General features: G+C 52.9%; 16 protein-coding genes and 1 riboswitch. Of the genes, 8 read left to right on the top strand and 8 right to left on the bottom strand.

Annotated features, from left to right (window positions below; genetic code table 11):
* Positions 1-6: 6 nt before the first annotated feature.
* A complete protein-coding gene (locus ACR0JB_RS21200) occupies positions 7-486 on the top strand; it encodes an invasion associated locus B family protein (protein ID WP_170352065.1) in 480 nt (159 codons plus the stop codon).
* Between the two features lie 61 nt (positions 487-547).
* On the opposite strand, the gene thiC is transcribed toward ACR0JB_RS21200, so the two are convergent.
* Positions 548-2,338 carry a phosphomethylpyrimidine synthase ThiC gene (gene thiC / locus ACR0JB_RS21195; RefSeq protein ID WP_170394364.1) on the bottom strand — a complete coding sequence of 597 codons (1,791 nt, stop codon included), beginning with the start codon at positions 2,336-2,338 and terminating at the stop codon, positions 548-550.
* A 109-nt stretch (positions 2,339-2,447) separates the two neighbouring features.
* A riboswitch (TPP riboswitch) is annotated at positions 2,448-2,567 on the bottom strand.
* 681 nt (positions 2,568-3,248) lie between these two features.
* Between thiC and ACR0JB_RS21190 the strand changes: the two genes are divergently transcribed.
* Positions 3,249-5,054 carry an ATP-dependent nuclease gene (locus ACR0JB_RS21190; RefSeq protein WP_480790278.1) on the top strand — a complete coding sequence of 602 codons (1,806 nt, stop codon included), beginning with the start codon at positions 3,249-3,251 and terminating at the stop codon, positions 5,052-5,054.
* Positions 5,051-6,814, top strand: coding sequence for a UvrD-helicase domain-containing protein (locus ACR0JB_RS21185; protein ID WP_480790277.1), 1,764 nt, complete (start codon positions 5,051-5,053; stop codon positions 6,812-6,814). The genes ACR0JB_RS21190 and ACR0JB_RS21185 overlap by 4 nt, the downstream gene beginning before the upstream one ends.
* 115 nt (positions 6,815-6,929) lie before the next feature.
* On the opposite strand, the gene ACR0JB_RS21180 is transcribed toward ACR0JB_RS21185, so the two are convergent.
* From ACR0JB_RS21180 to ACR0JB_RS21150, 7 genes are all read right to left on the bottom strand, one after another.
* On the bottom strand, positions 6,930-7,976 hold the full coding sequence (locus ACR0JB_RS21180; protein WP_480790276.1) for a TniQ family protein: 1,047 nt from the start codon (positions 7,974-7,976) through the stop codon (positions 6,930-6,932).
* Positions 7,973-8,809, bottom strand: a complete 837-nt coding sequence (locus ACR0JB_RS21175) for a TniB family NTP-binding protein (protein ID WP_480790275.1) — start codon at positions 8,807-8,809, stop codon at positions 7,973-7,975. Before ACR0JB_RS21175 ends, ACR0JB_RS21180 begins: the two co-directional genes overlap by 4 nt.
* A 29-nt stretch (positions 8,810-8,838) precedes the next feature.
* Complete coding sequence (locus ACR0JB_RS21170; protein WP_480790274.1) at positions 8,839-10,437, bottom strand: transposase; 1,599 nt, start codon at positions 10,435-10,437, stop codon at positions 8,839-8,841.
* Positions 10,438-10,604: 167 nt separating this feature from the next.
* Complete coding sequence (locus tag ACR0JB_RS21165) at positions 10,605-10,826, bottom strand: helix-turn-helix domain-containing protein (RefSeq protein ID WP_480790273.1); 222 nt, start codon at positions 10,824-10,826, stop codon at positions 10,605-10,607.
* A gap of 259 nt (positions 10,827-11,085) precedes the next feature.
* Positions 11,086-11,328 (bottom strand): type II toxin-antitoxin system prevent-host-death family antitoxin, encoded by a 243-nt coding sequence (locus ACR0JB_RS21160; RefSeq protein WP_480790272.1) that lies wholly within the window; start codon positions 11,326-11,328, stop codon positions 11,086-11,088.
* Between the two features lie 175 nt (positions 11,329-11,503).
* Positions 11,504-12,073, bottom strand: a complete 570-nt coding sequence (locus ACR0JB_RS21155) for a recombinase family protein (protein ID WP_480790271.1) — start codon at positions 12,071-12,073, stop codon at positions 11,504-11,506.
* 194 nt (positions 12,074-12,267) lie between these two features.
* Positions 12,268-12,696: a MerR family transcriptional regulator gene (locus tag ACR0JB_RS21150; protein WP_480790270.1), complete on the bottom strand. Its 429-nt coding sequence runs from the start codon at positions 12,694-12,696 to the stop codon at positions 12,268-12,270.
* 73 nt (positions 12,697-12,769) lie between these two features.
* On the opposite strand from ACR0JB_RS21150, the gene ACR0JB_RS21145 reads away from it, so the two are divergent.
* The 5 genes from ACR0JB_RS21145 to merA are packed head-to-tail and all read left to right on the top strand — an operon-like array spanning position 12,770 to position 15,397.
* Positions 12,770-13,174, top strand: coding sequence for a mercuric transporter MerT family protein (locus ACR0JB_RS21145; RefSeq protein WP_480790269.1), 405 nt, complete (start codon positions 12,770-12,772; stop codon positions 13,172-13,174).
* Positions 13,175-13,185: 11 nt separating this feature from the next.
* Positions 13,186-13,482 (top strand): heavy-metal-associated domain-containing protein, encoded by a 297-nt coding sequence (locus ACR0JB_RS21140; protein ID WP_480790268.1) that lies wholly within the window; start codon positions 13,186-13,188, stop codon positions 13,480-13,482.
* Positions 13,483-13,491: 9 nt separating this feature from the next.
* A complete protein-coding gene (locus ACR0JB_RS21135) occupies positions 13,492-13,746 on the top strand; it encodes a hypothetical protein (protein WP_480790267.1) in 255 nt (84 codons plus the stop codon).
* Positions 13,743-13,952, top strand: a complete 210-nt coding sequence (gene merF, locus ACR0JB_RS21130; RefSeq protein WP_480790266.1) for a mercury resistance system transport protein MerF — start codon at positions 13,743-13,745, stop codon at positions 13,950-13,952. Before ACR0JB_RS21135 ends, merF begins: the two co-directional genes overlap by 4 nt.
* An 11-nt stretch (positions 13,953-13,963) precedes the next feature.
* The gene (gene merA / locus ACR0JB_RS21125; RefSeq protein ID WP_480790265.1) at positions 13,964-15,397 is read left to right on the top strand and encodes a mercury(II) reductase; all 1,434 of its coding nucleotides are present in this window, start codon (positions 13,964-13,966) and stop codon (positions 15,395-15,397) included.
* Positions 15,398-15,441: the final 44 nt, after the last annotated feature.

Below are 15,441 nucleotides of genomic sequence, written 5' to 3'. Positions count from 1 at the left end.
AGCAGGATGAAAACTTGGATAAGCGCTTTGGGGGTCACATTGGGATTGGCAACTCCCCTTGCTGCGCAGGAAGGCGCAGCGCCGCCATGGTCGGTCAATTGCAGCAATCGGGCCGTTGGGTCCGAGTTGATCTGCGAAATGACCCAAAGCATCGTTTTGACCGAAAACAACCAAAGGCTTACGTCCATCGCATTTATAAAGGCTGCAGGTAAGGACGAGACTGAGACCGTGCTGACCCTGCCATTCGGTCTTTTGTTCTCGGAAGGGCTGGTTGCAAAGGTGGATGATGCCGAGGTCGCCCGTCTGGAGTTCCTGACATGCGAGGCACAAGGTTGTTTTGCCCGTTCGCCAGTTTCCCAGGAATGGATGTCTGCGATGCGGGCAGGTAATCAATTGCAGATCGACGCTAAAAACAGGGTCGGAGAGCCAATTTCATTTGGCTTCGATTTGACTGGGTTCAGCAAAGTATCCGATCTATTGCCCTGAGAGTAGTTTCCCTTCAATGCAAGAGCGTGCGGAGCCGAAAGGATCGGCTCCGCCTCGGTGTTTAGTCTTTCACGGGCATGTAAAGGTCGCCGCCTTCACGGAATTTGGCGGCCATGGCCTCCATCCCCTCTTTCTGCGCTTCAGTTCGAATGTCGTGGCTGATCCGCATCGAGCAGAATTTCGGCCCGCACATGGAACAGAAATGCGCCACCTTATGCGCTTGTTTGGGCAAGGTTTGGTCGTGGAATTCCCGCGCCGTTTCCGGGTCCAGCGACAGGTTGAACTGATCTTCCCAGCGGAACTCGAACCTGGCGCGGGACAGCGCATCGTCACGACGTTGTGCGCCCGGCAAACCCTTTGCCAGATCAGCGGCATGAGCCGCTATCTTATAGGTGATAACCCCAGTTTTCACATCATCCCGGTCCGGCAGCCCCAGATGTTCCTTCGGCGTGACATAGCAGAGCATCGCACAACCAAACCAGCCAATCATCGCAGCACCAATGCCGCTGGTGATGTGGTCATAGCCCGGCGCGATATCGGTGGTCAGGGGGCCAAGCGTGTAAAAGGGCGCCTCGTGGCAACACTCCAATTGCTTGTCCATGTTTTCTTTGATCTTGTGCATGGCTACGTGTCCGGGGCCTTCGATCATCACCTGACAATCTTTGGCCCACGCGATTTTGGTCAGCTCACCCAGCGTCTCAAGCTCGGCAAATTGTGCCTCGTCATTGGCGTCGGCGATAGAGCCGGGACGCAGACCGTCGCCTAGGCTGAACGACACATCATAGGCCCGGCAGATGTCGCAGATTTCGTCGAAATGCTCATAGAGGAAGCTTTCCTTGTGGTGATGCAAGCACCACTTGGCCATGATCGACCCACCGCGCGACACAATACCGGTAACCCGTTTTACCGTCATCGGTACCATATGCAGGCGCACGCCTGCGTGGATGGTGAAATAGTCGACGCCTTGTTCGGCCTGTTCGATCAGCGTGTCACGGAACACTTCCCATGTCAGGTCTTCGGCAATGCCGTTGACCTTTTCCAGCGCTTGATACAACGGCACGGTGCCAATCGGCACCGGGCTGTTGCGGATGATCCATTCACGAGTGTTGTGGATGTTGCGGCCGGTCGACAGGTCCATGACGGTATCAGCACCCCAACGGATCGACCAGACCATTTTATCGACCTCTTCTTCCATCGAAGAGGTCACAGCCGAGGTACCCATATTGGCGTTGATCTTGACCTGGAAATTACGCCCGATGATCATCGGTTCGCTTTCAGGGTGGTTGATATTCGCAGGGATAATGGCGCGACCAGCGGCGACCTCGTCCCGCACGAATTCCGGGGTCACATAATCAGGGATGTTTGCACCCCAATCATTGCCTTCGCGCTGTTCAACGACACCTTCGCGCAATTGGTTTTCGCGGATGGCGATGAATTCCATTTCCGGGGTGACGATGCCGGCGCGGGCATAGGCCAGCTGCGTCACAGCTTTTCCATCCTTGGCGCGCAGAGGGCGCGGGCGCACAGGGAACTCGGGCGTCAACCGATCACCTTCGACAAAGCCGTTGTCTTCCGGTTTGATCTTACGTCCATCATATTCTTCGACATCTGCTCGAGCCTCAATCCACTTGCGACGCAGCGGCGCCAGACCTTGCCGAATGTCCGTCATCACCTGCGGATCGGTATACGGCCCTGAACTGTCATACACAGGCAAGGGTGGCTCCCCCGCCGTGGGGTGGACCGAAATTTCACGCATTGGCACGCGCACATCCGGGTGCAATGTGCCGTTTACATAGATCTTGCGCGATGCGGGCAGTTCACCGGCGGTGATTTTGGGGTTGGGGACGTTCATGTTGGTGCTCCTCAAGCAGTTCAACTTAAAAAGACACCAGATGAGTTTTGGCTTGGGGAAACGAGAAGGCAGACAGCCCCCTGTTCGGAGTGCGCTTGCCCGGTAATGTGGCCTGCGCGCCCTAGCTTCCTACGCCAGTATCAACTGGGTCAGGTTCAAAGGGTCGCGTCGCCGGGCATTGCCCCGTCAGCCTCTCAGTCCCCTTGGTGGGACTCCCCTGCGTACAGGTGATTTAGCTTGAGGTTCACGGCTTAAACAAGCACCAAAATTCATTTGTTTCAGATTTTCTCGAACGGCCGGGACCTTCCATTCGGTGCAGTGTGTCACCAGAAATACGGTCCTATCTGATGCGCATGCCGACCTATTCGACAGATACTCCGCATATCGACGGTAAGTTAAACGCAGTTATTTAACATAAGACGTCTTATTGGGTAATTCCCTCTTTTGAGGGAGAATTGTCGGAGTACGTAATTAATGAGACCGAATTAATGGGACTCGTCTTCCCAATAATTCAACGACTTAAGATTTTCATGCATTTTGGTGGATTTCGCTGATTTAGACTTAACAAGCTTGTCTCAGACTGCAGAAATACGATCGTCGACTGCGACGCGCATCGAGAACCTCCGAGAGCAGACACAACTCCCAGACCGACAGCTTCACAGCGTAAGGTTTTGCGCTGAACAATGTTGAGCGACAATGTGCCCTGCCCTGATCGCTTGCGGCCCAAAGCTGCCTTTGGTCAAAATCCGAAACGCTGCTTTGCGGCATTCCATGAGCGGACATTGGAAAACTATTGAACTTCTGTTTGAGACTATTTCATCGAAGCTGCTTGGTAGGCCAAAATGCAATTGCATAGTATCGCCAATGGTGCATTGGTTCTCTACAGAACAACCCAAGAGGCAAGTTTCGGATGCGAATTTCTAGAATTGTTGTTAAAAATTATCGTGGTTTAAAGAGTGCTGATGTTAGCATCGACAACGATCTCTCCTGCATTATTGGCGAAAACAACACTGGCAAGACGGCTTTACTTCGTGCTGTGCAAATATGCCTCGATGTATCCTTTCCTTCCATGTTCCGCTCCCTTGTTAGGGAAGACATCCATACCAGCGTCGACATCGCTCATCCAAATCAAGTTCTTATCGGTGTTGAATTGAGTGGTTTTGAAGGAATCGTGAACCAGGAAGCATTGGTTGCAACTTGGAAAACAGAGGCTAACAAGGCGCGCATTTTCTATCGGTTTCGCCCGAGGCTGAGCGTGCGAGAGGCGCTAGGGACAGAGGAAATCGTTGCCGGTGATCTGACTTTGGAGGACTATCAGTGGGAACTAAAAGGCGGAGGCAACCCTGCAATCGATCTCACGGAAATCGATTGGGACGATGAAATCGGTGAAGCTGTCCGCTTCTCGGATTTACAATCGTATTTGGTGGTGAGCTTGCCGGCATTGCGCGATGTCGAAAATGAGCTGCGTAACTTCAGAACGTCCCCATTGGTCCGGTTGATCGAAGCATGCGAGATTGACCAAGGGGAGCAGGATGCGCTGATTGCAATTCTTGACAACGCTAATCAACAAATAGAGGCATCAGCTGCAGTTGCAGACATTGCAAACTCTATCGACGCATCTTTCAAGGATGTGTCAGGGCCAGCATTTGAGATGGATGCGACGCTCGGACTTTCCGCTGCAACATTTCAGGCAATTGTTCGCAACCTAAAAATACTGCTTTCCGACTTGGCTATGACGTCTTTTGAACCTGGCCGAAATGGTCTGGGTATGAACAACATTCTGTATATTGCCATTTTGATGGAGTACCTGGAAAGACGGCGTGCTCGCGGGAACTCAGCAGGACAACTCGTACTTGTCGAGGAACCGGAGGCGCACTTGCACCCTCAACTTCAAGCTTCCTTGCTTGTTGCACTGCGATCAAAGGACGTACAAACTCTTCTCACGAGCCACAGTACACAGATAACCTCGCTTGCACCCTTCAATACGCTTATATCTCTTACCAAACGCGCCGACGCTTCTGTCGTATCGTGCACATTGGCCGCTAACGATCAATTGGATGCAAATGCCATCGCCGATCTTGAGCGGTATCTGGACTCCACAAAAAGCGACTTGCTGTTTGCACGAAAAGTAATGCTTGTTGAAGGGGCCGCTGAGCTCTTTCTTCTCCCAGCGCTTTATGAGGCAGTACATGGCGGGAACCTTGAGCGGGAAGGAATTTCTGTTGTTGCTATTCACGGGGTGCACTTCGATGTATTTACTCGTTTGTTCCGCACAGGAAACCTGGAGAAAAAATGCGCAGTTGTGACTGACGCGGATTTAAGGCCGTCGGACGCAAGCGATGAATTTGATTTGGTTGTAGAAAAGCCGAACCTTGCTGCCCTCCAAGGAGAGTTCGTCCGGGTATTTGCTGGCGCAACGACGTTCGAGCGTGAGCTGGTGACAGTTGAAACACTGCCAATGCTCATCGAAGCTTGTAGGCAGCTTGGAGCGCCTCAGATCACAGTGCAACTCGAGACCGGTCTCGCTTCTCTTCAAAACGACAATCTGGGACCAGAGATTGAAAGTCAGGTTATTGAAGACCTAGGAACATCTGTCCTCAATACTGCCAAACGATTTGGTAAAGGCCGGTTCGCGCAGGTCGCAGCGCGTCATGCGCACCTATGTTCAGGCTTGCCTCAGTACATTCAGCAAGCGATTGATTGGCTTCAAGAATGACTACTTTGACGCCGCAACAACGGCAAGCAGTTGAGCACAATGGAAACTTACTCCTTACAGCATGTCCCGGCAGTGGAAAAACGCGGGTCATTATGGCGAAGTTACTGTTGCTCGCCGAACAATTGGAAGACACTCCGCGCTCGGTTGGTTGTATCACCTATACCAATGCCGCCGTGGAGGAGATTGAAAGCAGGATAAAGCAAAACGGCTCTCAATCGCTACTAGAGCGCTGCGAGATCGCAACCATCCATGCATTCTGCCTACGATTTATCTTAAAGCCCTACTGCTGGCTCATTCCCGAACTGCCCGATGGTTTCAAGGTTTTGACACGTGAGATGAGCCTCTTCGACCGCCTTGTTAGAACGGTCGAAGATGAGATTGGCAGGGCAATACAGTTTCGAACCTTTGAGGATTACGCTTCTTTGCGGATGGACTCAGAGGGCCGAGCCGCAGGCGTTGGTATTGATGGGGGAATTGTCAGCGAGGCCAATGCCGCAAGATATTGGGAGTTGATGCGTCGCAATGGCTACATCGACTTTGCAATGATCCTTTTCTACTCGCTTCGAATTCTACGCGAGCACTCCTTTGTTGGGCATGGTCTCTCATGCAGGTTTGCTTGGCTCCTTGTCGATGAGTTTCAAGACACAACCGATGTTCAGATTGCAATTCTGGGCGAGTTAGAGCGGCATCTTCGAAGCAGGTTTTTTCTTGTTGGTGACGAAAACCAATCGATCAATGGCTTCGCGGGCGCTCGTCCAGACTTGGGTCAAGCGTTCGCAATCGGTGTGCAAGCTGAGCAGAACTTTGTTCTCACGGGCAATTTCCGTTGCGCGCCTCAGATCGTTAATCCCGCCGAAACACTTACACCGCGCATGCCTGCAATGCACTCGGCAGGCGCGGCTGCAAATGTTGCCGGAACCGTCGAATACCGCCACGTCCAGTCTCCCATTGTAGGGATTACTGACTACTTCTTGCCGTTGCTCGAAGCACAAGGAATCCCACTTGGTCAGGCGGCTATCGTCGCTCCTTGGTGGAGGCATTTGATACCTGTCGCGAGGAGGCTGCGCGAGTTCGATGTGCCGGTCTTTGGACCGGGTGCCCGCCCGTATCAAAGGAGACGGCTTTACGCTGTACTAGCCGAGCAACTAGGAGCTGCCGTCGAAGCACAAAATCTGTCACAGCTACCGGGTGTGGAAAAAGCTATCTTTCGGTTAGTTAGCGAAGCAATGGGGCAGACTCGTTTCGATATCTTTTCCTATTCCGGTCGGTGTTCGGCGTTGGCGTTGGTATACGCAGCGCAGCAAAGTGCCATTGATAACCCCGGCGGATTGGACTGGCTTCGCGCCTCTGCACAGATCGTAGGTGATATCCTTGTGCGCGATGAATGGATCGATCACGTAACAGCAACCGCGCTTACACACTCGGTTGAAGAAATTGCTGCGGACATGGCGAGGAACGATGTCGATGTTGAAAACTTACAGATCGCCGACCTCGGCCTGTTTGCCAATCCTGACAACGCCTTGAAATTGATTACGCTTCATAACTCTAAAGGACGTGAGTTTGAAGCGGTCGCAATCATACACGCCAATGAAGGCAACATTCCGCATTTTGCTGCAAAAACGCAGTCTGAGTTCGATGAAGCGCGCCGACTATTCTATGTCGGCATCACGCGTGCCAAGAGGCACCTCATGGTTTTTTCCGACCAAACGCATTATCGAAACGTACCGTCGCGCTTCATTAGAGGAGCTGGTCTCGCATAGCTTGTGAATACTTGCATAAGACGGCCACTGGAACATGTCGGGTAGATGTCCAGTTAAAGGAAATCGGGATAGCAATTAATGGTTGCAGCGAAGGTCAGCTTTCCCGCCCGCACCCTCAAAACCACTTAGCCGGGAACATTAGCAATAGCTGATCGAGTTCATCGTTTTGCTCAGGTTCGAGTTGGGAACGGAGCTCCTGCATAGTAGGGTCCCTGCCCCATCGCTTCTCATGCACGCCTGTGATTGAAAACAGGTTCACGCGCCGCTTCAGTAATGCTGCCATGAAGCCATGTGTCTTACGGCGTACGGCCACGGAAGATGCGCGGTATGGTCGATCCATCGATGTAATATTACGTGGATTTGGTCGCGCCGGGAAAGCGACACTCGAAAAGAGGTCGATCGGTGCGCGACTATGTGGGTTGGATTTCATAAGGATGTTCGCAAATGCCAGCGCAAAGTTTTGAAATTCTCGCTTGTTCTTGTGCTTCGACCGTTCAGGCAAGCTCCGCTCGAGTGCAGCCTCCAATTGGATTGCACCATCCCAAGCAACTTGCACACGATGGTTGTCGCGCAATTGTATTGTCGTTGATGCAGACATGTCAGGTAGTCCAAGCTGTGTCGCATAAGGGGAACCGCACGCACGGCATGTGAGCGCGACATTGCTTCCGTTAAACACGAATGCCGTTCCTGCTTCGCGATCATTGCAGGCCAAACAATGCGTTGTGAGTGGCCTTCTATGCCTCCAGCAGAACGTCCGAGTGATTAGACGCCAAGACAAACGCAGAAACTGATCGTGACCGTAGAGCTGATCCACAAGCAGGCAGCGTGGGCACCAAGCGAAGGCCGGTATCCCGCTGAAGCGGTCACCACCCATATTGATGCCCCCTGCCCGCCTCAGCCACTTTGTATGAACGCCGGGCTTGGCAGACGGTAGCGTGAGCAGCTCCAGCCTGCGTTTGATGGGGTCCAGCGCATCATTGAGGCCGGCTAGAACAACACCGTGATCCAACGCATCCAGATCCTCAGGCAGCGCAATCGGGTTCATGTAGTCATCAGACTGGAAAAGGCTGCGAAGATATGAACGGACATCCATTGAGTTCATGGCGGCGGCACGACTTACGAATGATGTCAGGCTTTCCATGTCATAGGGCGTGACCTTCATACAGGCAGGTCCTGGTCGCGATATTTTAACCAGGTGTCGAGATCCAAACGCTCATTGTCAGACACGATTGCGTAAATCGCAAAGCCGGTAAGAACCTGCATAACGGTTTTGCAGATGCCATGCGTTTTGGTGATGATGGCCTTTCTCAGCTTGGGGTCACTGGATAATCCCCCCTCCTCCTTAACAGGGCACCATCGTTCGAACCCTTCTAGAAATTCAATGAAGTCATCTTCTGCGGGTGTCCACGCTCGATACTTAAGCTGGAGAGATCGCCCAAGAATTTGCTCGTCTTCCATGGCCCATCGCCAAATGCGTGGTGCTCCCGTCAGGACAACCCGGATGTCATATTTGGACATCAGATAGTGGACGTAGTTTTGATACGAAATCCTCTGTCTTTTCTGGAAGCTGTAGATACGGTGAAAATCCTCCAGGATAACAAGACGTGTGCCCAAATGGCCGAGAAGCTCGAGGGTTTTTGAATATGACGTTTGGCGAACGAGCGGGCCATATCCCGGGATATCAAGATTGGCGCGAAGCGCGTCGCAATAGTCGATGATGTCACCACTCGGATGGATAAGCTCATTCACGACGGGGACTATCTGTCTTCCGCTTCGCCCGTTGGTCACCTGAGGGTGCTGTGTTGCAAACTCCTCTAGAATGCGTGTGAGACCCATCCCCGCTGGCGCGGTTATGAACACAAGCTTGTTGTCGCAATCAGACGGCGCTTGAACCAATTCGTCGAGACGGTTTCGAAGCGCACGCCTTGCCGACGTATCGAAATAGGCACCCTCACGAATGTAGTGAATGCGCTCCGGGACCGATGCCTTTGACATATCGGGAAACTGCTGCGTTGGGACCCTGCTCACGACAATTTCCCCCGCTCAGAGTAATGCCGAAATCCATCAAGATCGCGAATATCTCGACCTTGCGGCAAGGAGCCCAATTTAGATGGGGTTGTAGCTTTCTTGCGTTTGCGCGCGTCAGCCAGGATTTGTTTTCGGAAGTCATGCGCTTCTGCAGGATCTGGAGCGCTCAGAGAGGCGTTTAGTCGTTCTTCGCGTGCTTTGCGCAGTTCTTGGAAGTCATCAACCGACAACGGGTTGCGCGGAAAGTGCTCGCCTCGCGCTTCGTAGTATGTTTCATTATCTGCGCTGAATTGAACTGTGCGGATGTCAGTTGGATCATATTTGACAGTGATGTTTTGAACGCCGCAGTTTTTCATCTTCTGAAGGTGTTCTGAGCGATAAAACATCCCGAATAGTTCCAGCCCTTCCCGTTGGATATTGCGGTTTTCGAATGGCAAAAAGTCAAGCCGGAAACGATCCGGATCAGATGGTAGATGCGGCCGTGACTTGCTCTCCCGCCATCTGACGTTCCAGGCGTTCATTGGCGAAGTCAGCAACCGGCGCTTTCTATCGTGAACGTAATCCCGAAGAATAAATTCGAGCAGGAGTCTTTCAACGTCACGCAAGGTGAGCGTCGCCTGCTTTTCAGGCTGATATGTTCCCTTTGTTTTGATGTTTGAGAATGTGGTTCCTGGAAGCGTGTGAACGAAGGTTTGAATCGTTCCGATGAAACGTTCAACATGTCCACCTAGGTGAGGTTGTGCCACAGGGCGAAATATGTGCTCAACGCCGTACTGTTCCAGCCCCCCGTTAAAGGCTTTTGATTTGAGATCGGTCCCGTTGTCGCTGCTGATTACAAGTGGCAGCCCATAGACAGGCCATTCATACGGTATTCCCAGTTCAGCGAGGTATTCCGCCTTGGGAAAAACAGAGCGATGAAAGGCTTGCATGAGGTTGATAGCCGATGGCGCTTCCATCGATAGGAATATTCCGGTCGGCATCCTCGTCGCGATATCAAGCAGAACCGTTAGATATGGTCGTCCTATGCATTCACATGTGTCTGGGTCGACAACCATTACGTCCAGCACAGTGTGATCAATCTGAACAACAGCAAGCGGGTCTTTCACAACATATCTGCCTCGGATGATCTGGTATGCTTGCCGAGCTGCCTTCCCGCCATGACGCTTTAGCTTAAGCACTCGGTCTGGGATTGTTTCAATCCGGTTCATTAAAGCTGTCTTTGAAATCCCAGGGAGGCCCAAATCTGATAGTTCACCGTTGATCTGCTTGAGAGCCTTTGCAACGGAGATTTGGTTTCGAGCAAGAAATTCCTTGCGAAGGTAGTCATAGACGACTTTCTCGGTCTCATCGCAGAGCCTGATACTCATCTTCTTCGGACCGGGTTTAGAACGTCTTAGGGCTGTTGCACGGTCATCGACCCGCAACTGATCTAATAATCTATAAGCGGACGCTCTCGAGATTTCGTGTGCTCTACAAATATCCTTCACAATCGCGCTCGACTGAAAACCGGTATGAATGTATGGAGCCAGGTCTTTGCGAAGCGCAAACGCCCTTGCCCACTCGCGCTCATCGCGCGCAATGTCGTTGGTCGACATGATCGTCTCCTTGACAGCAAGGCACATCAACAGGCCCGAAAAATCGAGTGGCAGCCTTGACTTTGAGATTTGATTGGAGATGATCGATATGACTGGAACGAATAGTCACTCGATCATGCGAAGCCTATGTGTTGGCGCACATAGGTTTTTGCTTTTTTAGGGCCAGGTCATGTTGCACCTCCCTCTTGCCCATAGCGATCAGGCCAAAGCAATTCGGGTGTCGTGTTCAGGCGATCAGCGATGGCCTGTTCTATTCGTCTTGAACGACGGGCCCCTCGCGCAACATCCGTCACAGCCGTGTGCGACACTCCCTCATCGCGTGCAATGGATCTGAGCGTCACTCCGGCGGACTTTAAGTCCGCTTTCAGCTCTGAATATGTGTTGGTCATCTTGAACTCTCGCAGCTTCTCTGCGGAGTGAAAGCTTCCAATGGATTCGAGTCAAGACTTTGTTATTAAACAATATTACAATGTCGTGGCTCGCATTGTAACACCGTTAGAAGTTACCTTCATTTGTTCAGCGAAGAAGAATTACCAGTAGGAAAGTGCATCATGGGTTCCACGTACAGGCTACAATTTACGAACCAGAAGAGAGGATGAGGTCACCCCAAGGCCCATCGCCGTTAGCGCGCGAAATACAAATTTGCTTTCAGTCGTTTTCGATGCTGGCCTGCAATTCATTCGCAAGGCGGGTGGCTTCGACATCATCCAGATCATCTACATGATGCGCAGATTGGATATCTTTGCATTGACGCAAGGCTTGAAACTCTTCCGTGGACAGGACTACGAAGCGCGGTTTGCCATGGCGCGTGATGGCAACAGGGTGTCGCGCGGCAAAGGCCAGAACATCTCCGGTCTTATTGGCAAGATCTGTAGCGGAAAACTGTCGCATGGCACTGCTTCTTCCCATTCGAGTTAACCTGGCCCGTAAAATAGAGCGCTGGATAGTATAGCTAAAATAGCTAAACATCCGAGGCGCAACAACACTTAAAACTATCCTAAACATCGTTATGTTTTGCTGGAATACTTCTCTGGGAAGGACCACAGAGAAAACAGGTCTCGCAGTTCTAGCTCGAAACGTACCGATTTATGGCACGCTGAAGTGTGCTGCGGTTCACGCCAAGGATCTCCGCCATGCCGGAAACGGTCTCGCGTTTTGCCTCGATTGCCCTCTTCGCATGAGCGACCTGCGCGGGCGATAGCGCTGGCGGTCGGCCAAGCCGCTTGCCACGTTTCTTCGCGGCTTGAAGCCCTGCCTTCGTACGCTCTTGTATCAAATCCCGCTCGAACTCAGCCAAAGCCCCCATAATGTGGAAAACCAACCGCCCGCCCGCGGTCGTCGTGTCAATTCCGTCTGTCAGGCTACGGAACTCGATCCCTCGTTCTCCGAAGAGCTTTAGAAGGTGTATGAGGTCGGCAATGGAGCGCCCTACCCTATCAAGTTTCCACACAACGAGAAGATCGCCTTTGCCCAATAACTCCATGGCCTCGGCAAAACCTTCGCGACCCTCGGCCGCCGTCGCACCGCTCTGCGCCAGGTCGGTTATGATCCGGTCACACCCAGCCTCGGTCAGCGCCTCGATCTGTAGATCGAGGTTCTGTTCGGTTGTGGATACCCGTGCATAGCCGATTTTCATGCAATCTTTTTGCACAAGGTTTTTGCAGCAGTCCAGCGCAATTGAATTCAATGACTTATCAGGAACACAAAAAGCGCCGCAAAAAGGGTCCTTTTTGCGGCAGTTTGTCGGCGAGCGGGCGTTCGCCGCACATGTCATCAACAATCGAGACGCGGGACTAAACCGTCGTTCGTTCAATGCCCTCTTCGGTGAATTCATCCTGTTTCGGATACTTCAAATAGTGTATCCAGTATCGGGCAGTCGGGAACATCACCACGACTGCATTCTGCCACCATCGCTTCCAGCGCATTCTCTAACCGATGTAGCGCCAGTATCTTCTCCCTGACCGACGCGAGGTGATTGACCGTCATGCTGTGAACCTCGCCGCAGGTGAAGTCTCGTCGATCCACCATTTCCAGCAATGCCCGGATTTCTTCGATACCAAATCCAATTTCCCGTGAACGCTTGATGAAGGAAAGACGCTTGAGTTGGTCGTGGTTGTATTGCCGGTTGCCGCCCGCTGTTCTGTCGGGTTTTGGCATGATCCCAATTCGTTCGTAATATCTGATCGTTTCAATGTTGACGCCCGTATGCTTCGACATTGCACCTATTGGATAGCCTCGCGCGTTCGTGAACTCAGCCATCGAAAACCCCCTTGCTTCTGTAGTTACTACAGATCGTATCTTGCATCTCGAAACTTGAAAAGCGGGTTCTTGAATGACTGACGTAATTGAAGTCGATCTCGAACAGGTCGGCCCCGAAACTAAAAAAGCCCGCATGATTGCGGCTGGTGGTGTCCTTGGTGCTCTTGCAGCATCAACCTGCTGCGTTGTTCCGTTGATCCTTTTCAGTCTTGGCATTTCCGGTGCCTGGATTGGCAACTTGACTGCACTTGAGCCCTACAAGCCTATCTTTATTGCAGTCACACTTGGATTCCTCGGCTACGGCTTCTGGATGGTTTATCGCAAGCCCAAGGCCTGCGCCGAAGGTGAAACCTGCGCGCGACCACTTCCCAACCGGCTGGTGAAATCCGCGCTTTGGGTGTCGACAGTTCTCATCATGATTGCGTTGTTCTGGAACTGGATCGCGCCGGTCGTCGCCCCCATTCTTCTTGGTCTGTGAAAGGAACCAAAATGAAATTTTACACCCCCCTCTTGACCCTCATCGGCCTGTTGGGCGCTGCTCCTGTACTCGCAGCCGAACAAACCGTGACATTCTCGGTGCCTGGAATGCACTGCCCGAGCTGCCCATTTATCGTTGAATCAGCGATGGGCGGCGTCGAAGGTGTCACGCAAGTCACGGCGGATTCTGACAGTTTGACGGCAGAAGTTGTCTTTGATGACGCCGTTGTGAGTGCCGAGGATATTGCCCTCGCATCAGCCGCAGCCGGGTACAAAGCTGATCTTGTCACCGCACCGTCCGATTCCTGAACGCAGCCCATGAATGACAGATCGGCAGGCGGCATTCTAGCATTCATCGTTGCGGCCCCGGTGGTCGTGATCTGCTGCGGCGGGCACGCCGCTGTGCTGGCGTCGATGCTGAGCGGAGCAATCAGCACAGCGACCGGCCTAGATGTTCTCACCACCCTGTTGATTGCCGTTGGAACCGGTGTGGCCATTCTTTCCATTCGGACCTTCCTTCGAAGTCGCCGGGATCGCGACACGGAAAATCGAGATACTAAGGAAACCTCGTGAATAACAAACTTCTCAAAACAGGTATTATCGGCACCGTCATCGCCGCACTTTGCTGCTTCACACCCCTGCTGGTTGGTCTTCTCAGCATCGTCGGTCTATCCGCTGTAGTTGGCTATCTTGACTACGTTCTCATGCCTGCCCTCGCGGTGTTTATCCTGATTACAATCTACGCGCTGATCCGTCGCGCACGAAACACGACTTCCTGAAAGGCCGTCCAATGTCTGACTGTTGCAAACCCGAAAAACCTGAGCCTAACGGCTTTGACCTTGTTGTCATCGGCGCGGGGTCTGCCGGTTTCTCCGCCGCCATCACGGCTGCGGATGAAGGCGCGCGTGTCGCGTTGGTCGGATATGGCACGATTGGCGGCACATGCGTGAACGTCGGCTGTGTCCCGTCCAAGGCCATGATCCGCGCTGTTGAAACGCTGCACACGGCAAAAGCGGCCAGTCGCTTTGACGGGGTTGAGGCATCCGGTCAAATCACTGATTGGAAAGCGATGATCGCTCAAAAACAAGCCCTGGTAGATGATCTTCGGGCTGCAAAATACATCGATGTGCTGCCAAACTACGATGCCGTAACCTATATTGAAGGTCAGGCAGTATTTCAGAATGACGGTTCTATACAGGTTGGCGACCGCAACCTGAAAACCGAGAAAGTCATCATTGCAACTGGATCATCTCAGCATGTGCCTGACATTCCCGGACTAGCCGAGATTGAATGGCTGGACAGCACGTCTGCCTTGCAGCTCGACGCACGGCCTGCGTCCCTCATGGTTATGGGCGGAGGCTACATCGGCGTCGAAATTGCACAGGTCTTTGCGCGGGCCGGGGCGGAAGTCACGATTGTAACGCGCAGGGGACTGCTGCCCGAAGCCGAACCAGAGATCAGTGCTGCACTCACCGAAGCCTTCGCAGCGGAAGGCATTACGGTTCTCGATGGCCTGTCCTATGACCGGTTGGATACCACAGATGGGGGAGTTCGGCTACACGCTACCCGAAACGGTCAGGCCGTGACCGTTGATGCGGAAAAACTGATGCTGGCAACCGGGCGTGTACCGAACACGGGATCACTGGCGCTCGATGTCGCCGGGATCGCCACCGATGCAAAGGGCGGGGTTGTTGTTGATCCTGCGATGAACAGCTCCCGCGACGGCGTGTACGCCGCTGGTGACGTGACCGGCACTGACCAGTTCGTCTACATGGCGGCCTATGGGGCGAAGCTAGCCGCAAAGAATGCCATGAATGGCAACTCGCTGAGCTATGACAATAGCGTCATGCCTTCTGTGGTCTTTTCCGATCCTCAAATCGCCAGCGTCGGTGTAACAGAGGCGCAGGCCGCCGCGCAGGGCCATGAAGTTATCACGTCCGTATTGGGCTTGGAACACGTCCCGCGCGCGCTTGCGGCCCGCGACACACGTGGTCTCATCAAGCTTGTGGCGGACAAACAGAGCAAGAAGCTGCTTGGGGCTCATATCATCGCGCCCGAGGGATCAGACACAATCCAGACCGCGGCAATGGCACTGAAAATGGGCATGACATATGATGAATTGGGCGATATGATCTTTCCCTACCTCACGACCGTCGAGGGGCTAAAACTAGCCGCGCAGACGTTTGAGAAGGATGTCGGCAAGCTTTCCTGCTGCGCGGGTTAATGAACACTCTTACTCGCAGCCCTTACCTTGATTGTTCTATTGTG

This window comes from Ruegeria sp. BI7, from assembly GCF_056537925.1.
Note: the sequence above shows the minus strand (reverse complement) of the source record. Positions and strands in the feature narration are given on the sequence as shown.